The organism is Paenirhodobacter enshiensis (genome assembly GCF_000740785.1).
GTDB classification, from domain to species: Bacteria; Pseudomonadota; Alphaproteobacteria; order Rhodobacterales; family Rhodobacteraceae; genus Rhodobacter; species Rhodobacter enshiensis.
Window position 1 is genome coordinate 14509 of the sequence record NZ_JFZB01000020.1, and the last position, 19484, is coordinate 33992.

At 70.0% G+C, this 19484-nt stretch carries 17 protein-coding genes; 6 read left to right on the plus strand and 11 right to left on the minus strand.

The genetic code is table 11. From position 1 onward, the window contains the following. Window positions 1–211: 211 nt before the first annotated feature. From CG50_RS10575 to CG50_RS10595, 5 genes are all read left to right on the plus strand, one after another. Window positions 212–1447, plus strand: a complete 1236-nt coding sequence (locus CG50_RS10575) for an NRAMP family divalent metal transporter (protein WP_036638010.1) — start codon at window positions 212–214, stop codon at window positions 1445–1447. A gap of 70 nt (window positions 1448–1517) precedes the next feature. After that, window positions 1518–2291, plus strand: coding sequence for a LamB/YcsF family protein (locus tag CG50_RS10580; RefSeq protein ID WP_036638020.1), 774 nt, complete (start codon window positions 1518–1520; stop codon window positions 2289–2291). Further along, complete coding sequence (locus CG50_RS10585) at window positions 2288–3079, plus strand: putative hydro-lyase (RefSeq protein WP_036638023.1); 792 nt, start codon at window positions 2288–2290, stop codon at window positions 3077–3079. The genes CG50_RS10580 and CG50_RS10585 overlap by 4 nt, the downstream gene beginning before the upstream one ends. Before the next feature lie 10 nt (window positions 3080–3089). Then, a complete protein-coding gene (locus CG50_RS10590; RefSeq protein ID WP_036638125.1) occupies window positions 3090–4655 on the plus strand; it encodes a 5-oxoprolinase subunit B/C family protein in 1566 nt (521 codons plus the stop codon). Continuing rightward, window positions 4652–6421: an acetyl/propionyl/methylcrotonyl-CoA carboxylase subunit alpha gene (locus CG50_RS10595; RefSeq protein ID WP_081880385.1), complete on the plus strand. Its 1770-nt coding sequence runs from the start codon at window positions 4652–4654 to the stop codon at window positions 6419–6421. Before CG50_RS10590 ends, CG50_RS10595 begins: the two co-directional genes overlap by 4 nt. A gap of 19 nt (window positions 6422–6440) precedes the next feature. Here CG50_RS10595 and CG50_RS10600 read toward each other — a convergent pair whose 3' ends face one another. From CG50_RS10600 to thiC, 7 genes are read right to left on the minus strand one after another with little or no spacing between them, the layout of a single operon-like run. Beyond that, window positions 6441–7187 carry a PfkB family carbohydrate kinase gene (locus tag CG50_RS10600; RefSeq protein WP_036638026.1) on the minus strand — a complete coding sequence of 249 codons (747 nt, stop codon included), beginning with the start codon at window positions 7185–7187 and terminating at the stop codon, window positions 6441–6443. After that, entirely contained in the window at window positions 7184–8095 is a 912-nt protein-coding gene (locus CG50_RS10605) for a HesA/MoeB/ThiF family protein (RefSeq protein WP_036638034.1), read from the minus strand. The genes CG50_RS10600 and CG50_RS10605 overlap by 4 nt, the downstream gene beginning before the upstream one ends. Then, window positions 8092–8700: a thiamine phosphate synthase gene (locus CG50_RS10610; protein WP_036638035.1), complete on the minus strand. Its 609-nt coding sequence runs from the start codon at window positions 8698–8700 to the stop codon at window positions 8092–8094. The genes CG50_RS10605 and CG50_RS10610 overlap by 4 nt, the downstream gene beginning before the upstream one ends. After that, window positions 8700–9485, minus strand: coding sequence for a thiazole synthase (locus CG50_RS10615; protein ID WP_036638036.1), 786 nt, complete (start codon window positions 9483–9485; stop codon window positions 8700–8702). The genes CG50_RS10610 and CG50_RS10615 overlap by 1 nt, the downstream gene beginning before the upstream one ends. Before the next feature lie 2 nt (window positions 9486–9487). After that, window positions 9488–9685, minus strand: coding sequence for a sulfur carrier protein ThiS (thiS, locus tag CG50_RS10620; RefSeq protein WP_036638129.1), 198 nt, complete (start codon window positions 9683–9685; stop codon window positions 9488–9490). Beyond that, complete coding sequence (locus CG50_RS10625; RefSeq protein WP_051909893.1) at window positions 9675–10622, minus strand: FAD-dependent oxidoreductase; 948 nt, start codon at window positions 10620–10622, stop codon at window positions 9675–9677. Before CG50_RS10625 ends, thiS begins: the two co-directional genes overlap by 11 nt. Then, the gene (gene thiC / locus CG50_RS10630) at window positions 10619–12433 is read right to left on the minus strand and encodes a phosphomethylpyrimidine synthase ThiC (protein ID WP_036638038.1); all 1815 of its coding nucleotides are present in this window, start codon (window positions 12431–12433) and stop codon (window positions 10619–10621) included. The genes CG50_RS10625 and thiC overlap by 4 nt, the downstream gene beginning before the upstream one ends. Window positions 12434–13042: 609 nt before the next feature. On the opposite strand from thiC, the gene CG50_RS10635 reads away from it, so the two are divergent. After that, window positions 13043–13978: a LysR family transcriptional regulator gene (locus tag CG50_RS10635; protein ID WP_036638039.1), complete on the plus strand. Its 936-nt coding sequence runs from the start codon at window positions 13043–13045 to the stop codon at window positions 13976–13978. A 9-nt stretch (window positions 13979–13987) separates the two neighbouring features. Here the strand turns inward: CG50_RS10635 and CG50_RS10640 are convergent, their stop codons facing one another. From CG50_RS10640 to CG50_RS10655, 4 genes are all read right to left on the minus strand, one after another. After that, window positions 13988–15238, minus strand: coding sequence for a Zn-dependent hydrolase (locus tag CG50_RS10640; RefSeq protein WP_036638040.1), 1251 nt, complete (start codon window positions 15236–15238; stop codon window positions 13988–13990). Between the two features lie 229 nt (window positions 15239–15467). Beyond that, window positions 15468–16490 (minus strand): histone deacetylase family protein, encoded by a 1023-nt coding sequence (locus CG50_RS10645; RefSeq protein ID WP_036638042.1) that lies wholly within the window; start codon window positions 16488–16490, stop codon window positions 15468–15470. 1 nt (window position 16491) lies between these two features. Then, window positions 16492–17901 carry an FAD-binding oxidoreductase gene (locus CG50_RS10650; protein ID WP_036638044.1) on the minus strand — a complete coding sequence of 470 codons (1410 nt, stop codon included), beginning with the start codon at window positions 17899–17901 and terminating at the stop codon, window positions 16492–16494. Then, the gene (locus tag CG50_RS10655; RefSeq protein WP_036638048.1) at window positions 17898–19484 is read right to left on the minus strand and encodes an ABC transporter ATP-binding protein; all 1587 of its coding nucleotides are present in this window, start codon (window positions 19482–19484) and stop codon (window positions 17898–17900) included. Before CG50_RS10655 ends, CG50_RS10650 begins: the two co-directional genes overlap by 4 nt.

Genomic DNA, 19484 nt, shown 5'->3' on the forward strand with positions numbered 1-19484 from the left:
CCCTCCTGCGATCCCGTCGGCCTGTTTCAAAACTGCCGATATTTTGGGCTTGGCCCGTGACAGACGCCTTGCGCTTTGGCAAATATATGGATGATACTGTCATAATTGTTCAACAATACACTTAGAATTGTAATCTCACTGCGGGATCGCTAGCGCTGTCACCACAATCCGCGGGCGCCGCCCGCCCCCTTTCACGACAGGAGAACGACCGATGGCCGAGAGCGCATCGTCCCCCACCGCCGCGCAATCCGCCCTCCGGGGCGGCTTCCTCGCGGCGATCTTCCTGATGGCGACCTCGGCCATCGGGCCGGGCTTCATCACCCAGACCGCGACCTTCACCGCGAAGCTCGGCTCGGCTTTCGCCTTCGCCATCCTCGCCTCGATCATCATCGACTTCGTGGTGCAGCTGAACATCTGGCGCATCACCGCGCTGACCGGCAAGAACGCGTCGGAGACCGCGAATGCCGCGATCCCGGGCGCGGGCTATCTGCTCGCGGTGATGATCGTCGCGGGCGGGCTTGCCTTCAACATCGGCAACATCGCCGGTGCCGGGCTGGGCATGAACGCGATGTTCGGCCTCGATCCGAAGATCGGCGGCGCAATCTCGGCGCTGCTGGCCATCGGGGTGTTCCTGTCGCGCCGGGCGGGGCTTTTGCTCGACCGCGCGCTGATCGGGCTCGGGATCCTGATGATCGCGATGACACTGATCGTCGCCTTCGTCTCGCACCCGCCGGTCGGCGAGGCACTGCGTCAGGCCGTGATGCCGGGCAATGTCGATTTCGCCACCATCACCACCATCGTCGGCGGCACCGTGGGCGGCTACATCACCTATTCGGGCGCGCACCGGCTGCTCGACAAGGGCCTCGTCGGCGAGAAGATCCTGCCCGAGGTCACCCGCGCCGCGCTGACCGGCATCGCGGTCACCGGCGTGATGCGCTTCGTGCTGTTCCTCGCGATCCTCGGCGTCGTCGCCTCGGGCGTGACGCTCGATCTCTCGGGCAAGGCCGCCAACCCGGCCGCGCAGGCCTTCGCGGCGGTGCTCGGCGACTGGGGTCTGCGGATCTTCGGCGTGATCCTGTGGGCGGCGGCGATCACCTCGGTGGTGGGTGCGGCCTATACCTCGGTCAGCTTCCTCAACGTCTTCGGCAAGATGACCGAGCGCACCCGCAACATCGCCACCGTGGTGTTCATCGCGCTCTCGCTCGCGGTTTATCTGACGATGGGCGCGGCGCCGGCGGCGATTCTGGTGTTCGTCGGCGGCTTCAACGGGCTGATCCTGCCGATCGGTCTGACGATCTTCACCTATGTCGGCTTCGCGCGCTCGGATCTGATGGGCGGGCACCGGTTCAACCGCGGGCTGCTGGCGCTCAGCGCGCTGGTCTGTGCACTGACCTGGTATATGGGCTACAAGTCGGTCGGCACGATCTTCGCCTTCATCGGGCTCTGAAGCCCCTGCAACGATCCCGGGCCGGGCCTTCGGGCCCGCCCTTTTCCACATCTCTGCGCAGGAGAGCACGATGACCGCGAGAATTGACCTCAACAGCGACCTTGGCGAAGGTTACGGCGCCTGGACCATGGGCGACGACGAAGCGATGCTGGGCATCGTCAGCTCTGCGAATGTCGCCTGCGGCTTCCATGCGGGCGATCCGAAATCCATCCTCGCCACCCTGCGCGAGGCGGCCGCGCGCGGCGTCGCCATCGGCGCGCATGTCTCCTATCCCGACCGCGTCGGTTTCGGCCGCCGGCCGATGGACGTCACCGCGGCCGAGCTGACCGCCGACGTGATCTATCAGATCGGCGCGTTGCAGGGCCTGTGCCGCGCCGCCGGCACCCGCGTCAGCTATGTCAAACCGCATGGCGCGCTGTATAACACCATCGCCTCCGATGCCCGTCAGGGCGCCGCGGTGATCGAAGCGATCCGCGAGATCGACCCCGCCCTGATCCTGATGGGCCTCGCCGGGGCGCCGATCCTGACGCAGGCATCCGAGGCCGGCCTCGCCACCGTGGCCGAGGCCTTCGGCGACCGCGCCTATACCCCTCAGGGCACGCTGGTCTCGCGCCGCGAGCCGGGTGCGGTGCTGCACGACCCCGAGGCCGTCGCGCGCCGGATGCTGCGTCTGGCGACCGAAGGCACCATCGAGGCCATCGACGGATCGAGCCTGAAGCTCCACGCCGACAGCATCTGCGTGCATGGCGACAGCGCCGGCGCCGTGGCGATGGCGAGCGGCATCCGCGACATCCTGGTCGAGAACGGCGTCGAGATCCTGTCCTTCACGGAGCGCCGCGCATGACCCTGCTGCCCGATCTTGCCACCGCGCGCGCCGCGCGGCTCGCCTATCGTCAGGGGCTGTCGGCCCCCACCGCCGGCGTCGCGCCCGGCTTCACCCAGTGCAACATGATCTCGCTGCCGAAGGACTGGGCGTGGGATTTCCTGCTTTACGCGCAGCGCAACCCGAAGCCCTGCCCGGTCCTCGACGTGACCGATCCGGGCAGCCATGTGACCGCGCTGGCCGAGGGCGCCGATCTGCGCACCGACATCCCGGCCTATCGGATCTGGCGCGACGGCGTGCTCAGCGAAGAGACCACCGACGCCACCGCCCATTGGGCGGAGCTTCCCGACCTCGTCACCTTCCTGATCGGCTGTTCCTTCACCTTCGAAACGCCGCTCCAGCAGGCCGGCATCTCCGTGCGCCATATCGAGCAAGGCTGCAACGTGCCGATGTATCTGACCAACCGCGCCTGCCGTCCGGCCGGGCGGCTGCACGGGCAGATGGTCGTCTCGATGCGGCCGATCCCGGCCGACCGGGTCGCCGAGGCCGCGATGATCTCGGGCCGCACGCCCGCGGTGCATGGCGCCCCCGTCCATATCGGCGCGCCCGAGGCGCTTGGCATCGCCGACCTCTCCCGCCCCGATTTCGGCGATCCGGTCGAGATCCGCGCGGGCGAGATCCCGGTGTTCTGGGCCTGCGGCGTCACCCCTCAGGCGGCGGTGATGGCCTCGAAACCGCCCTTCGCGATCACCCATGCGCCGGGCTACATGTTCGTCACCGACATCCCCGACACCCACTGGCAGGTCTGAGGCGATGGCGATGCGTTTCCTTCCCGTCGGCCCGCGCGCGCTGCTGGTCGAACTCGACGATCTCGAAGCGGCGCTCGCGCTCTTCGACGCGCTTCAGGCGAGCCCGGTTCCGGGCGTGGCTGAGATCGTGCCCGCCGCCCGCACGCTGATGCTGCGCACCGAAGCCGGCATCGCGGCAGACGCCGCACTCGCCGCCGAGGTCATGGCCCGCGCCCCCGCCCCCGGCACGAAACCCGCCGCGCGCTCGACCGAGACGGTGGAGCTTCCGGCGCTTTACGACGGCGAAGACCTCGCCGATGTCGCGCGCCACATGGGGCTGAGCGTGGCCGAGGTCATCGCCGCCCATCAGGCCACCACCTGGCAGGTGGCGTTTTGCGGCTTCGCCCCCGGGTTCGCCTATATGACCTGCGACGATGCGCGTTTCGATCTGCCGCGCCGGCAGATGCCGCGCACGCGCCTGCCCGCCGGTTCCATCGCGCTCGCCGGGCGGTTTTGCGGCATCTACCCGAAGGATTCGCCCGGCGGCTGGCAGCTGATCGGGCGCACCGAGGTGCCGATGTGGGATCTGAGCCGCGATCCGGCGGCGATCCTGCGCCCGGGCGTGCGCTGCCGCTTCGTCGCCCGCACCGCCGAGGTCCACCCCTCCGCCGCGATCCCCGCGCCCGTCACCGCCCCCCTGACCGAAGGCGGGCTGAGCGTCCTCGCCGCGCCCTTCCCGATGCTGTTTCAGGACGAGGGCCGCAAGGGCCATACCGGACAGGGGGTCTCGGGCTCTGGCGCGCTCGACCTCGAAGCGCTGCACCGGGCGAACCGCGCGGTCGGCAACCGGCCGGGCGAGGCGGCGCTTGAAATCACCCTAGGCCCGGTGCGGCTGCGCGCCGGGGAGGCGATGGTTCTCGCCCTCACCGGCGCCGGGCGGATCACGCTCGACGGTCGCACGCTGGCCGAGGGCACGCCCTTCGCCCTCGATCCGGGCGATGAGATCGGCATTGCCCCGCCCGAGGCCGGGATGCGCAGCTATCTGGCCCTGCGCGGCGGTTATGCCGTGGCGCCGGTGCTGGGGTCTGCGTCCACCGATACGCTCGCGGGCGTCGGCCCGGCTGCGGTGACGGCGGGGGCGCGCCTCGCCCTCGCCCATCGTCCGGCCTCCGCCGTCAGCGAGCCCGAACCCGGCCCGGCGCTGCCCGGCGCGGGGGCGGTCGTGGCGCTCCCCGTCACCCTCGGCCCGCGCGCCGACTGGTTCACCGAAGCCGAGATCGCGCATTTCCTCGCCCAGGACTGGCTGGTCACCCCCGCCAGTTCGCGCGTCGGCATTCGTCTGGAGGGCGAGGCGCTGACCCGCCCGGACGCGCGCGAACTCCCCTCCGAGGGCACCGAGACCGGCGCGATCCAGATCCCCCACGCCGGCCAGCCGGTGCTGTTTCTGGCCGACCACCCGCTGACCGGCGGCTATCCGGTCATCGCCACGCTGCGCCCCGAGGCGCTCGGCCTCGCCGGGCAGATCCCGCCCGGCGCCCGCATCCGCTTCGTCGCAGGCGAAGCCTTTACCCCCATCCTTCCCGAGGCCCGCAAATGACCCTGTTCCAGCCCTCCGACCTGACCCCGATCCGCCGCCTCCTGATCGCCAACCGCGGCGAGATCGCCGTGCGGGTGATCCGGGCGTGCCGCGACGAGGGGATCGAGACCGTCGCCGTCTATGCCGACAGCGACCGCGACGCGCTGTTCGTGCGCATGGCCGATCAGGCCTTCGCGCTTGGCGGCGAACGGCCGGCCGAAAGCTATCTGAACGGCGCGAAGATCGTCGAAATCGCGCGGACCGCGGGCGCCGATGCCGTCCATCCGGGCTATGGCTTCCTCTCCGAACGCGCCGATTTCGCGCAGGCCGTGATCGACGCCGGGCTGATCTGGGTCGGCCCCGATCCGAAGGTGATCGAGGCGCTCGGCGACAAGATCGAGGCGCGGCGCATCGCGCAATCGGTGGGCGCGCCGCTCGTCGCGGGCACCCCCGGCCCGGTCGCGACCGCCGCCGAGGCGCTGGCCTTCGCCCGCCGCCATCCCCTGCCCATCGTTATCAAGGCGGCCTTCGGCGGCGGCGGGCGCGGCATGCGCGTCGCGTGGAAACTCGATGAGGTCGAGGAGCTCTTCGCCGCCGCCACCCGCGAGGCCGAGGCCGCCTTCGGCCGCGGCGAATGCTTCATCGAGCAGTTCCTCGACCGGCCGCGCCATATCGAGGCGCAGATCCTCGCCGACCGGCACGGCACGGTGAAGGTGATCGGCACGCGCGACTGTTCGTTGCAGCGCCGCAACCAGAAGCTGGTCGAGGAGGCGCCGGCCCCCTTCATGACCGACGAGCAGCGCCACCGCATTCAGGATTCGGCACGCGCGATCTGCGCCGCGGCCGGCTATTCGGGCGCGGGCACGGTCGAATATCTGCTGTCCTCGAACGGCACGATCTCGTTCCTCGAAGTCAACACCCGGCTTCAGGTCGAACATCCCGTGACCGAGGAAACCACCGGCATCGACCTCGTGCGCGCGATGATCCGCGTGGCCGAGGGCGCGCGGCTGAGCGACGATTCCGTGCCCGCGCCGCGCGGCCATGCGATAGAATTCCGCATCAACGCCGAGGATCCGGCGCGCGGCTTCCTGCCGACGCCGGGCCCGATCGAGGCCTGGGATGCCCCCTCGGGTCCGGGCGTTCGGGTGGACAGCGGCGTGCGGCAGGGTTCGACCGTGCCGGCGAGCTTCGATTCGCTGATGGCGAAACTGATCGTGACCGGCGCGACACGGGCCGAGGCGCTGGAGCGCGCCGCCCGCGCGCTGGCCGAGTTCCGCATCGAGGGCGTGGCTTCCGTCCTGCCCTTCGACCGTGCGGTGCTGGCATCCGACGATTTCCGCGCGCCCGAGGGCGATTTCCGCGTTCACACCCGCTGGATCGAGACCGATTTCGCCGAGACGCTGGCGGCCTCGGTCACCGCACATGAGCGCGTGGCGCCCACTGATGCCGCGCCGATGCTGCGTTTCGCGGTGGAGATCGACGGCAAGCGCCACGAGCTGGGCCTGCCCGCGGGCGTTCTCGCCATGGCGCCGGCCGGTCAGGTCGCGGCCGAGGTCGCCGCGCAGGCCCCCGCCGGGGCCGAGACGCTGACAGCCCCGGTCGCGGGCACGCTGACGCTGTGGAAGATCGCCGACGGGGCCGAGGTCGCCGCGGGCGATGTCGTCGCGGTGATCGAGGCGATGAAGATGGAAACCTCGATCGAGGCGCATCGCGCCGGCCGGCTGAGCCATGTCGCGAGCGCGGGCAGCACCGTGGGCTTCGGCGCGGCGCTGTGCCGGATCGAGTGACACCGGCGGCGGGCGGCGCTCAGGCCGCCCGCGAGGCCATCTCGGTGCGGAACCGCCGCTCAAGGCTCGCCCGCCCCTGCCGCACCGCCTCCGGCAGATCCGCCCCGAGGGCCAGCGCCGAGGCGATGGCCGAGGCCAGATGACAGCCGGTGCCGCGCAGCGACAGCGGATGGCGCGGGCCTTCGAAGCGCAGGGGATCGGCGGAGGCACGCAGATACAGCCGGTCCTCGCAGCGTGCGGGCGTGCTGTCGTGACCGCCCTTCACCAGAACCGCCGCCGTGCCGCGCGCCATGATCGCGGCGACGATCTCGGCCTCCGCCGCGCCTGAAACGCCAAGCGCCGAGGCCAGAACCGCAAGCTCGGGCCGGTTCGGGGTCAGCAAGGTGACGCGCGGCAACACCCGCTCGACCAGCAACGCGATACCGCCGAGGGTCAGCAGCGACGCCCCCGAAGACGCGGCGAGCACCGGATCGAGCACCACCGGCCCGGCATATCGGCTCAGCGCCCCGTCGAGCGCCGAGACCACACCCGCCATCGACAGCATCCCGACCTTGACCGCATCGACCGCGCCCGCAGCCTCGATCTGGCGCGCGACGACGGGACCGGGCACCGGGTAAAGCGCACTCAGCGCGCCGTCGGTCTGCGCGGTCACCGCCGTCGCCGCGATCTTGGTGCGCACACCGAATTCCGCCGCCGCGGCGCAATCGCGCAGCAGCCCCGCCCCGCCCGAGGAATCGAGCCCGCCGACGAACAGAACCGTCTTCATTCCCCGTCCCCGACGATGGCGACGCGGGCGTGCCCGGCCGCTTGCAGCGCGCGCGCCGCGCGCCACGCGCGCAGCCCGGTGCGGCACAGGAACACCACCCGCTGCGCGGGCGCGGGATCGGGGGCCGCGGTGTCGTGACGCAGGTCGACGACCAGATCGTCCGCCGCGATCTCGGACAGCGCCAGAACCTCGGGGCCGGGATCTTCGGGCGCGGGGGCGGTGTCGAACCGGAAGCCCGAGGCATGCCAGCTTGCCAGATCGAGCCGCAGCATCTGGCCAAGCGCCGAGGGCCGGAGACCGAGCAGCACCGAAAGCGCCATCTGCGCCTGAACCGCGCCGAGCATCGCGACCGCCGGCCCCATCACGCCGCCACCGGCGCAATCGGGGGCCTGCATCGGCAGATCGGGAAACAGCGCGCGCAGCCCCGGCGCCCCGGCGCAGAACCCGCCCGCATAGCCCTGCCGGCCGGAAACCGAGGCCGTTATCAGGGGCTTGCCCTGCGCCTCGCAGACATCCGAAAGCGCGTAGCTGACCGCGAAACTGTCGGCGGCGTCGATCACCAGATCGGCCGCGGCGACCTCGGCCCGCGCGAGAACCGGATCGAGCCGCGCGATCAACGCCGAAACCGCGATCTCGGGGTTGCGGCGGCGGAGCGCTTCGGCCGCGACCTCGGCTTTCGGGCGGCCGATGTCGGCCATCTCGTACAGCGTCTGGCGGTGGAGGTTGTGCTCCTCGACACGGTCGTGATCGACGATGCGCAGATGCCCGACGCCCGCGCCCGCCAGCAGCGGCAGCACGGTGGAGCCGAGCCCCCCCGCCCCGACGACCAGCACCCGCGCCGCCGCCAGTCGGCGCTGCCCTTCGGCGCCGACCTCGGGCAGGACGGTCTGGCGGTCATAACGGGTCATGGGCGCACCTGTGCGGGGCGGGTCGCGGCGATCCATTCGCGGCAGCGCGCCACCGGGTCGGCGGCCTGCTGGATGTCGGTGACGACGGCCGCACTGTCGGCACCGGCGGCGAACAGCGCGGGCAGGCGCGCGGGCGTCAGACCGCCGATGCCGACGAGCGGCACAGACCCGGCGCGGCGCTTCCAGTCCCGCACCTTGTCGAGCCCCTGCGGCGCCCATTTCATCTTCTTCAGCAGCGTCGGCCAGACCGGGCCGAGCGCGACATAGGCGGGCCGGGCCGCAAGGGCACGCTCCAGCTCCGCATCGTCATGGGTCGAAAGACCGTAACGCACGCCCCGGCGGGCGAGCGCGGGCAGATCGGCCGCGTCCATGTCCTCTTGCCCGAGATGGACGAAATCGCAGCCGAGATCGCAGGCGATCTGCCAGTGATCGTTCACCACCAGCTGCGCGCCGTAGCGGGCGCACAGCGCCTTCGCCTCGGCGATCTGGCGGCGCAGCTCTGCCTCGGGCAGATCCTTCAGCCGCAGCTGAACGAGCTTCACCCCGAGAGGCAGCAGCGGAACCATCCGGCTGACATCGCCGACGATCAGGTAAAAGCGGTCCATCATGCCAGCGCCTCCCCCAGATCCGCGGGGCCCAGATCGGCCAGACCAAGTGCCGGGGTCGAGGCGACGGCCATGTCGCGGCGCGGCATCAGCCCGGCCTCGAACGCCATCCGCCCGGCCGCGATGGCGGTGCCGAAGGCGCGCGCCATGGCCACGGGATCGGTCGCGCGTGCGACGGCGGTGTTCAGCAACACCGCGTCGAAGCCCATTTCCATCGCGCGGGCGGCCTGGCTCGGCGCGCCGATGCCGGCGTCGATCACCACCGGAACGCCCGCGAAATGCGCCCGATAGCTGCGCAGCGCCTCTTCGTGGCGCAGCCCCTGACCCGAGCCGATGGGCGCGCCCCAGGGCATCAGCACGCGACAGCCCGCCTCGATCAGCCGCTCGCCGAGGATCAGATCCTCGGTGGTGTAGGGGAAGACCTCGAACCCCTCGGCGCACAGGATGCGGGCCGCCTCGAGCAGCGCGAAGGGATCGGGTTGCAGCGTGTCGGCATGGCCGATGACCTCGAGCTTGATCCAGCGGGTGCCGAACAGCTCGCGCGCCATCTGCGCGGTGGTCACCGCCTCGCGCGCGGTGTGGCAACCGGCGGTGTTGGGCAGGATGCGCCGCCCGCTCTGGCGCAGGAGGTCGCGAAACGCCTGGCCCGCCGCGCCCTCGCGGCGCAGCGAGACGGTGATCACCTCGGCGCCCGAGGCCTCTATCGCCGCGGCGAGGACCGCGGGGGACGGATATTGCGCCGTGCCGAGCATCAGCCGGCTGTGCAGATCGACATCGTAGAACATGGCTAACCGCCTTGCATGGGGGAGAGGACCTCGACGCGGGCGCCGGGGATCAGGGGCGCGCCCGCGCGCGCCGCACGGGCGACGAAAGCGCCATCGAGCGCGGTCGCCACCGCCGCGGGGTCAAGCCCGCGCTCGGCGATCAGCGCGGCGAGCGTGGGGGCCTCGGTCTCGATGCGGGTGCCGTTCAGTTCAATCTGCATCGCCGCCTCCTGCATCCATGCCTCCGATCATCCGCACGAGCTCCATCGCCAGCACCGGCGCCATCAGGAAGCCGTGGCGATACATGCCGTTCATGTGGATGCGGTCGCCCTCGCGGCGCAGGCGCGGGATGTTGTCGGGAAACGACGGGCGCAGGCCCGAGCCGGTGGCGACGATCTCCGCCTCGGCAAACGCCGGGTGCAGGGTATAGGCGGCGGACAGCAGCTCCATCGCGGCGCGCGCGGTGATCGGGCCGGCGTCCGCCGTCTCGACCATCGTCGCGCCGAGCATGAACAGCCCCTCGCCGCGCGGCACGACGTAGCAGGGAAACCGCGGATGCAAGAGCCGCACCGGGCGCGAGAGATGCACCTCTCGGGTGAACAGCTCGACCATCTCGCCGCGCACGCCGCGCAGATCGGCAAGACAATCGGCCGAGGCGAGCCCGCGGCAATCGACGGTCAGCCGCCCCGAGGGCGCGCCGCCATGCACCCGCACCCCGCGCGCGATCAGCCCCTCGCGCAGCTCAACCAGCGCCCGGCGCGGCGTGACATGGGCTTCGGTGTCGAAAAACAACCCGCGCGAGAAGCGCCCGGCCAGATCCGGTTCGATCTCGCCCGGCACCACCAGACGATGCGCCCGCGTCGCGCGGGCGAAACGGTCGATTTCAGCGCTGTCGCGCGGCGGCGCCACGACCAGCGTGCCCCTGGCGACGAAGCTTTGCGTATGCTCGCGCCACCAGCCGATGGCGGCCTGACCCTGAACGACGATGGTTTCGGGCGCGGCCTCGCCCTCGCAGAACGGCGCGAGCATCCCCCCCGCCAGCCGCGAGGCGGGCGCGGGCGCATCCCCGGGCGCGATCAGCTCGACGGCGTGGCCGGCCTCGGTCAGCGCGGTGGCGGCGCACAGCCCCGCCACCCCCGATCCCAGAACCGAGATCATTTCGCCGCCTCCGCTTCTTCGGCCGGGATGTAGATCTCGCCCGCGGCGCGGAAGCGGTCGGCCATCTGTTCCATGCCGGCGCGCTTCTCGGCCTCGGCGCGGATGTCCTGACTGATCTTCATCGAGCAGAACTTCGGCCCGCACATCGAGCAGAAATGCGCCACCTTGTGGGCCTCGGCGGGCAGGGTCTCGTCGTGCATCGAACGGGCGGTATCGGGATCGAGGCCGAGGTTGAACTGATCCTGCCAGCGGAAATCGAACCGCGCCCGGCTGAGCGCATCGTCACGCGCCTGCGCGCCCGGGTGGCCCTTGGCGAGGTCGGCCGCATGGGCGGCGAGCTTGTAGGTGATCACGCCGGTCTTCACGTCGTCGCGGTCGGGCAGGCCGAGGTGTTCCTTCGGCGTGACGTAGCACAGCATCGCCGTGCCGAACCAGCCGATCATCGCCGCGCCGATCGCCGAGGTGATGTGATCGTAGCCCGGCGCAATGTCGGTGGTCAGCGGCCCGAGGGTGTAGAACGGCGCCTCGTGGCAGTGCTTCAGCTGCTCGTCCATGTTGGCCTTGATCTTGTGCATCGGCACATGGCCGGGGCCCTCGATCATCACCTGACAATCCTTGGCCCAGGCGATCTTGGTCAGCTCGCCCAGAGTGCGCAGCTCGGCGAACTGGGCCTCGTCATTGGCGTCGGCGATGGAGCCCGGCCGCAGCCCGTCGCCCAGGCTGAACGACACGTCATAGGCGCGGCAGATGTCGCAGATCTCGTCGAAATGCTCGTAAAGGAAGCTCTCGCGGTGATGCGTCAGGCACCATTTCGCCATGATCGAGCCGCCGCGCGAGACGATCCCGGTGACGCGGCGCGCGGTCATCGGGATCATGTGCAGCCTGAGCCCGGCGTGGATGGTGAAATAATCCACCCCCTGCTCGGCCTGCTCGATCAGCGTGTCGCGGAAGATCTCCCACGTGAGGTCCTCGGCGATGCCGCCGACCTTCTCGAGCGCCTGATAGAGCGGCACCGTCCCGATCGGCACCGGCGAGTTGCGCAAGATCCAGTCGCGGATGTTGTGGATGTTGCGCCCGGTCGAGAGGTCCATCACCGTATCCGCGCCCCAGCGGATCGCCCAGACCATCTTCTCGACCTCTTCCTCCATCCCCGAGGTGACGGCCGAATTGCCGATGTTGGCGTTGATCTTCACCTTGAAGTTGCGCCCGATGATGACCGGTTCCAGCTCGCGGTGGTTGATGTTCGCGGGGATGATGGCGCGGCCGGCGGCGATCTCGGCGCGGACGAATTCGGGGGTGACGAGATCGGGGATCGCGGCGCCGAAGGCCTCGCCGTCGCGGATGCGGGCAATGGTGCGGCCCTCGTTTTCGCGAATCGCGACGAATTCCATCTCGGGGGTGACGATGCCGGCGCGGGCATAGGCGAGCTGGGTGACGGCGCGGCCGCCGGTGGCGCGGAGCGGCTCGACCCTACGCGGGAAGGCGGGGGTCAGACGGGTGCCGGTGGCGAAGCCGTTGTCGGCCGGATGCACCGGACGCGCCGCGACCGGGGCGACGTCGCCGCGGTTGAGCTGCCAGTCGCCGCGGCTGTCGGGCAGGCCCGCCGCGATGTCGATGGAGGCCGTCGGATCGGTATAGGGGCCCGAGCTGTCATAGACGGTCAAAGGGGCCTCGCCGGTCACGGCAATCTCGCGCATCGGCACGCGGACGGGGTGCAGCGTGCCGGCGGCATGGACCTTGCGCGATCCGGGCAGCGGGCCGGTGGTGATGCCATGCGGTTTGCCGGCGGCGGGGGTGGTCTGGTTCTTCATGTCGGTCTCCTCTCGCGATGAGACCCGGATGAACAATCGGCAGAAAGGGGCCGTCCGGCCCTGACGCCCATCGGCGCAGCGGGCCATCGCGGCCCGAAAGGACCGCGCATCTGATGAGGATGCGGGGGGAACCCTTCGGTCTTCCTACGCCAGTGTCAACTGGGTCAGGTTCAAAGGGTCGCTTCACCGGGGTTGCCCCCTGTCAGCCTCTCAGTCCCCTTGGCGGGACTCCCCTGACGTGGGGGCACCATCGCGCGCGGCGGAAAGGTTGTCAATCGGGCGCATGGCACGGCCGGAAATTCGGAGAAAAGGGGGGCTCTGCCCCACAGGAAGGAAGGTGAGGGGGCTCTGCCCCCTCGGGCCTGCGGCCCTCACCCCCGGGATATTTGCGGCGAATCGAAAGAAACGGGGCGCGCGCGACATCCATAGCCCTGCCCTATAGTCCGGCCAGAGGAGGCCGGCCGCGCAGCGCGATACGACGGGATCATTTCGCGATATCGCCCGCTGAGGAGGCATTTGCCGTTCCTGACGATCTGAAAGATAGATAAAACCTATACGTCGCCCCGGCAAATCCATGCTAGGACGGGGCGAGACACGAGGATCCCTGCCATGCCCAAGCGACTTGTCACATCCGATCTGAACTGGAACCTGCTGCGCAGCTTTTGCGTCATCGCCGAGGAAAAGGGGCTGACGCGCGCCGCGAAGCGGCTGAACATGAGCCAGCCCTCGGTCAGTCTGGCGTTGCAGAAGCTGGAAGAACAGCTTGGCTGTCAGCTGATCTTCCGCGGCAGCCGGCATTTCGCGCTGACCCTGCGCGGCGAGAAGATCTATCAGGAATGCGCCGAGATTCTGCGCGCCGTCGACCGGATCGGCGTGCTGAGCGAGGACGGCAATGACGAGGACTTCGGTGAGCTGCGACTGAGCGTCATCAGCCATCTGCATTCGCCGCTGCTCGACGAGGCGCTGCGGCTGTATCATCAGCGCCACCCCTCGATCACCTGGCGGATCGAGGTGCAGAACTCGGCCGAGACGGTGCGCCGGATCGGTGCCGAGAAGGCGGGCCTAGGCATCTGCCTGCTGACCAAGCCGCTGATAAATCTGACCTGCCGGCATCTGTTCCGCGAGGAATTCGGCATCTTCTGCGGCGCCGAGCATCCGCTTTACGGCCGCACCGAGGTCAGCGCCCACGAGTTGCAGCAAGAGCCCTTCGTTGCCTTCAGCTGCGCCACCGAGGGCATGGGGCTGGAGCCGATGATCATGCTGCGCGAGGGGCTCGGCCTTGGCAGCCGGATCAGCGGATCGAGCCATGACCTCGAGGAGGTGCAGCGGATGATCGTCTCCGGGCTGGGCATCGGCATCCTGCCCGCGCCCTCGGTCAGCGGCGAGCGCATGGCGGGGCAGCTGTGGCCGCTGCGGCTGACCGACCGGCCGCTCGGGGCGGACGTGTTCCTCGTCTACAGCCCCGCCAATCCGCCCACCGCGCCGGAGCAGAAGTTCATCGACCTGATCGAGGAACTTCTGACCCTTTACCCGGAGATGATGTAGCGCCGCGCCTCAGCGGTCGGCGCGCTGCACCACGGCGTGCAGCAGCAGGTTGGCACCGGCGCGCAGATCCTCGGGGGTGCAGCTTTCGTTGTTGTTGTGGGTGATGCCGCCCTTGCAGGGGGTGAAGATCATCGCCGTCGGGAAGCGCATCGCCATGTGATAGGCGTCATGGCCGGCCTGGGCCTCGATGTCGCGCCAGTTCCAGCGCTGGCGGATCGCCTCGGCGCGGATGCCGTCGACCATGGCGTGATCGAAGATGTCGCCGCCCCAGGCCCATTCGTCTTCGACCGTGACCGAGCAGCCGGCGCGCGCGCCTGCCTCATGCGCGGCGCGGCGCATCTTCTCGGCCATGACGCGGGCGGTGATCGGGTCGGGGTGGCGCACGTCGGCGACGCATTGCGCGGTCTCGGACAGGATGCCGGGCTTGTTCGGCCAGGCGGCGAGGCGCGAGCCGGTGGCCTTGCCGTCGAGCACCGCGAACTCCCAGCCGATGTCATCGACCGCGGTCAGGAAGCGGGCGCCCGCGATCAGCGCATTGTGGCGCAGGTCCATCGGCGTCGGGCCGGTATGGGCGGTCTCGCCGTCGAAGCGCACGCGGATGCCGTAGCTCGGATAGCCGCCGGTGACCACGCCGACCTCGCGCCCCTCGGCGTCGAGGATCGGGCCCTGTTCGATGTGCAACTCGAAATAGGCGTCGACCTCGCCGGGTTCGGCGCGGCAGGGCTTCGTGCCCCGGTAGCCGATGCGGGCGAGTTCGTCGCCGAAGCGCGCCCCGTCGTCCGAGACCAGATCGTGCGCCCATTGCACGTCATAGCGGCCCACGAACACCCCCGAGGCCACCATCGGCGGCGAGAAGCGCGCGCCCTCCTCGTTGGTCCAGTCGGCGACGACGATGGGGCGGCGGGTGACATGGCCCAGATCGTTGAGCGTGCGGATCACCTCGAGCCCGCCGAGGACGCCGACGATGCCGTCGAACCGGCCGCCGTTGATCTGGGTGTCGAGGTGGCTGCCGACGATGACCGGCGGCAGGGTCGGATCGGTGCCCTCGCGCCGGCCGAAGATCGTGCCCATCTCGTCGATCTCGACGGTGAGGCCCGCGTCTTCGCACCAGGCGACGAACTGGTCGCGCATCTCGCGGTCGCTGTCGGTGAGCGTCAGCCGGGCAAGACCGCCCTCGCGGCCGGGGCCGATCTCGGCCGAACGCTCGATCGTGGACCAGTAGCGGTCGAGGTCGATGCGGGCATCGGGGGAAAAGCTCATGGAAACCTCCTCGGAACTTCGGGCTCGGAATTTCGGATGTCGCCACCTTGCGCAGGCAGCGGGCGGGAGGGGGTCTCTCCGTCACCCGAAGACAAGCACCGGCGCCGCCAGAGTGCAAATAGGTGCAGGCTATGCCTATGATGCGAAAAGGTTATCTCATGAGGCAGGCAGCCAGAAGCCGCGCCCGGAGCAATGCCCCGGACGCGGCCAGCCCGAACCCGAACGCCGGTCAGGCCGATTGCAGCCCTTCGAGCAGGCTGGTCAGATTGGCGTGCAGGCCCGGCTGCATGTAACCGCCTTCCTGCACGCTCAGCACCGGCAGGCCGAGGCCCGCGATGGCGCGGCCGATGCGTGCGAACCCCGCCGTGGTCACGCCGAGGCCGTGGAACGGATCGTCCTCATGCGCGTCGAGCCCCTGCGCCACCACCACGACCGAGGCCCCGAAACAGGCGATCTGATCGAGTGCGCGGTCGAGCGCGGCCAGATAGCCCTCGGTATCGGTGCCGCGCGCGAGCGGCAGGTTCAGGTTGTAGCCGATCCCCGCCGCCGCGCCGCATTCCTGCGCGCCGCCGGAATAATACGGGTAGAACTGTTCGGGATCGACATGCAGCGAGATCGTCAGCACGTCGTCGCGTTCGTAGAAGATCCCCTGCGTGCCGTTGCCGTGATGCACGTCGATGTCGAGGATCGCCGGGCGATGGCCGCGCGCGCGCAGATATTCCGCCGCGATGCCGCTGTTGTTGAGGAAGCAGAACCCGCCCGCGACCTCACGATAGGCATGATGGCCCGAGGGGCGCGACAGCGCATAGGCGCGGCGCGCGCCCGACAGGATTTCGTCGGCGCCGCTGAGCGCGGTCTGTGCCGACCAGTAGATCGCATCCCAGCTTTTCGCCGAGATCGGGCAGGAGGTATCGGTGTTGTGGTAACCGATCTGCGCCTCGGTCTGCCAGCCGTAGACCCGGGCGCGCTCGGGGACGATGCGGCCCGGCACGACCTCGGCGAGGTCCGGCACTTCGGCCAGCCGGCGGTCATAGATCGTGCGCAGGAACGACAGATAGCGCGGCGTGTGCAGCGCGGCGAGCGGCGCCATCCCGTGATCGGTGCTCGGCTCGGGCGTCAGGCCCGCCGCCCGGGCGCCGCGCAACAGCTCTGCCACGCGGTCGGGGCGGTCGGGGTTCAGCACCACCTTGCCGTCCTGCAACCGGAAGCGCGGATCGTGCAGCCGCTGGCGTTCGTCGAAAAAGACCTTCATGTCAGTCTCCTGTCCTGTTGGCCCCGGCGGGGGGAAGCGTCTTGCCGGGATTGAGAATGCCCTGCGGGTCCAGCGCCGCCTTGATCGCCCGCATCACGTCGAGCGCCACCGGATCCTTGTATCGCGCCATCGGGGCGAGCTTCGACAGCCCCACCCCGTGCTCGGCCGAGAAGGTGCCGTTCAGCTCCATCGCCAGCGCGTCGATCTCGGCGCGCAGATCGGCCATCAGGGCGGGGTCGTCGCGCGTCGGATAGCAGGTGTAATGGATGTTGCCGTCGCCCAGATGCGCCACCGACATCAGCCCGCAGCCCGGATCGCGGGCCTGAAGACGCGGCCCGATCCGGCGCAGGTAGTCCGCCACCAGGTCGCGCGGCACGGCAATGTCGGTGTCGATCACCGGGTTCCGGCGGAACGAGATTTCCGCCGCCGCCTCGCGCCGGGCCCACATCTGGCGCCGCTGCGTCTCGTTCTGGGCGATCACCGCATCGGTGACGGTGCCCGCCTCCATCGCCGCCGCCAGCACGGATTCGAGCGCCGCGCCCGGCCCCTCGCCCGGCTGCGGCGCGGCAAGCTCGACCAGCAGGTTGACGGGATGGGGGGCGTCGAAGGGTTCGCGGCTGTCGGGGGCGATCTCCAGATAGCCCTCGACGAAGCTGCGCGGCATGAACTCGAAGGCGACGACGGCATTGCCCGAGGCATCCTGCAACGCGTTCAGCAGCCCCGAGGCGGGATCGAGCGTCTCCATCGCCACCATCGCGGTGACCACCGTCGCCGGCAGCGGATGCAGCTTCAGCACCGCCGCGGTGATGATGCCGAGCTGCCCCTCGGCGCCGATCACCAGATCGCGCAGATCGAAGCCGGCGTTGTTCTTGTGCAGCGCCGTCATCAGATCCATCACCCGGCCGTCGGCCAGAACCACCTCGACGCCGAGACACAGATCGCGGGTATTGCCGTAGCGCAGCACATTCGCCCCGCCCGCATTGGTCGACAGCACCCCGCCGATCATCGCCGAGCCCGAGGCACCGAAGGACAGCGGGAACATCAGCCCCTGTTCCGCCGCGGCCGCGTTCAGCGCATCGACGATCACCCCGGCCTCGACCACCGCGATGCGCGCGTCCGCGCGGATCTCGCGCAGCCGGTTCAGCCGCCCGAGCGACAGCGCGATCGCCCCCGCGCCGAGCGCCCCGCCGTTCAGCCCGGTGTTGCCCGAAACCGGCACCACCGCCACGCCCTGCGCGGCCGCGAGGCGCAGCACCGCCGCCACCTCGTCGCGGTCGGCCGGGCGCACCACGGCCAGCGGCGCCCCGCGGTAATGCCCGGTCCAGTCGCTGTCCCAGGGCGCGGTTTCCGCCCCCGTCAGCACATGACCCGCGCCGACGATCTGCGCCAGATCGGCCAGAAGATCGCTCATGGCTGCACCTCCAGCCCCGGCGCGGCATCGAGCAGGCTGCGCGTATAGGCCTCGCGCGGGTGGCGGAACACCTGTTCGACGGATCCGAGCTCGACCACGCGCCCCTTCTGCATCACCGCGATCCGGTCGCAGATCTTGCCCGCGACGCGCAGATCGTGGGTGACGAACAGCAAGGTCAGACCGAGCCGCCGCTTCAGATCCTCGAGCAGATCGAGCACCTGCGCCTGAACCGAGACATCGAGCGCCGAGACCGCCTCGTCGGCGACGATGATCTCGGGTTCGAGCGCGAGCGCCCGGGCGATGCCGATGCGCTGGCGCTGACCGCCCGAGAATTCGTGCGGGAAACGCTCCATCGCCGAGTCCTTCAGCCCGACGAGGGCCAGCAGCTCGCGCGCGCGGGCCTCGGCCTCGGCGCGGGGGCGGCCGTGGGCGATGGGGCCCTCGGTCAGGATGCGGCCGATGCGCGCGCGCGGATTGAGCGAGGCATAGGGATCTTGAAAGATCATCTGGATGCGCTTGCGATGCGCGCGCAGCGCCGGCCCCTGAAGATGCGAGATATCCTTGCCGTCCATCTCGATCGTGCCGGAATCGGGTTTGACGAGCTGCACGATCGCGCGCCCGAGCGTCGACTTGCCGGAACCGGATTCGCCCACGATCCCCAGCGTCTCGCCCCGCATCAGATCGAGCGTGACGTGATCCGACGCCTTCACCACCCGCGCCCCGGTGCGGAATTCCTTGACCAGATCGCGCACCCGCAGCAGCGGCACCGCGCGCGCCGGTTCGTCGCGGAACTCGACCGTCGGGATCGCGGCGATCAGCCGTCGGGTATAGGGGTGATCGGGCGCCTTCAGCACCTTTTCGGCCGGGCCCTGCTCGACCAGCTCGCCCAGTTCGATCACCGCGACGTCATCGGCGATCTCGGCCACGACGCCGAAATCATGGGTGACGAACATCACCGCCATCCCGTGACGGGTCTGCAGGTCCTTGATGAGGCGCAGGATCTGCGCCTGCGTGGTGACATCGAGGGCGGTCGTCGGCTCATCCGCGATCAGCACCCGCGGCTCCAGCGCCAGCGCCATCGCGATCACCACGCGCTGCCGCTGCCCGCCCGAGAGCTGGAACGGATAGGCGAACTGGGCGCGCTCGGGATCGGGGATGCCGACCTCGCGCAGCAAGTGCAGCGCCCGCGCCGCGCGTTCGGACGGCGCGAGGCGGCCGTGGGCCTCGAACACCTCGGCGATCTGCGCGCCGATCCGCATCAGCGGGTTGAGCGCGGTCATCGGCTCCTGGAAGATCATCGCGATGCCCTGACCGCGAAGGTCCTGATACTGCGCCTCGCTCAGATGGGTGATGTCGCGGCCGCCGAACAGGATGCGGCCGGCGCCGACGCTCACGCCCTTGGGCAACAGCCCCATGACCGCATTCGCCGACATCGACTTGCCAGAGCCGGATTCGCCCACGATGCAAAGCGTGCGCCCCGGCCACAGCTGCAACGAGACGTCGCGGATCGCGTGCGGCCGGTCGGCGCCCTCGGGCAGATCGACGGTCAGATGCTCGATGCTCAGGGTGGGATTGGTGTCCAT

Bases quoted from the DNA above. Each gene is read 5' to 3' on its own strand.
- CG50_RS10575 (WP_036638010.1), top strand. From the start codon at position 212: ATGGCCGAGAGCGCATCGTCCCCCACCGCCGCGCAATCCGCCCTCCGG.
- CG50_RS10645 (WP_036638042.1), bottom strand. From the start codon at position 16,490: ATGAAGGTCTTTTTCGACGAACGCCAGCGGCTGCACGATCCGCGCTTC.
- CG50_RS10580 (WP_036638020.1), top strand. From the start codon at position 1,518: ATGACCGCGAGAATTGACCTCAACAGCGACCTTGGCGAAGGTTACGGC.
- CG50_RS10600 (WP_036638026.1), bottom strand. From the start codon at position 7,187: ATGAAGACGGTTCTGTTCGTCGGCGGGCTCGATTCCTCGGGCGGGGCG.
- CG50_RS10605 (WP_036638034.1), bottom strand. From the start codon at position 8,095: ATGACCCGTTATGACCGCCAGACCGTCCTGCCCGAGGTCGGCGCCGAA.
- CG50_RS10585 (WP_036638023.1), top strand. From the start codon at position 2,288: ATGACCCTGCTGCCCGATCTTGCCACCGCGCGCGCCGCGCGGCTCGCC.
- CG50_RS10610 (WP_036638035.1), bottom strand. From the start codon at position 8,700: ATGGACCGCTTTTACCTGATCGTCGGCGATGTCAGCCGGATGGTTCCG.
- CG50_RS10640 (WP_036638040.1), bottom strand. From the start codon at position 15,238: ATGAGCTTTTCCCCCGATGCCCGCATCGACCTCGACCGCTACTGGTCC.
- CG50_RS10595 (WP_081880385.1), top strand. From the start codon at position 4,652: ATGACCCTGTTCCAGCCCTCCGACCTGACCCCGATCCGCCGCCTCCTG.
- CG50_RS10615 (WP_036638036.1), bottom strand. From the start codon at position 9,485: ATGTTCTACGATGTCGATCTGCACAGCCGGCTGATGCTCGGCACGGCG.
- CG50_RS10635 (WP_036638039.1), top strand. From the start codon at position 13,043: ATGCCCAAGCGACTTGTCACATCCGATCTGAACTGGAACCTGCTGCGC.
- thiS (WP_036638129.1), bottom strand. From the start codon at position 9,685: ATGCAGATTGAACTGAACGGCACCCGCATCGAGACCGAGGCCCCCACG.
- thiC (WP_036638038.1), bottom strand. From the start codon at position 12,433: ATGAAGAACCAGACCACCCCCGCCGCCGGCAAACCGCATGGCATCACC.
- CG50_RS10625 (WP_051909893.1), bottom strand. From the start codon at position 10,622: ATGATCTCGGTTCTGGGATCGGGGGTGGCGGGGCTGTGCGCCGCCACC.
- CG50_RS10590 (WP_036638125.1), top strand. From the start codon at position 3,090: ATGCGTTTCCTTCCCGTCGGCCCGCGCGCGCTGCTGGTCGAACTCGAC.
- CG50_RS10655 (WP_036638048.1), bottom strand. From the start codon at position 19,484: ATGGACACCAATCCCACCCTGAGCATCGAGCATCTGACCGTCGATCTG.
- CG50_RS10650 (WP_036638044.1), bottom strand. From the start codon at position 17,901: ATGAGCGATCTTCTGGCCGATCTGGCGCAGATCGTCGGCGCGGGTCAT.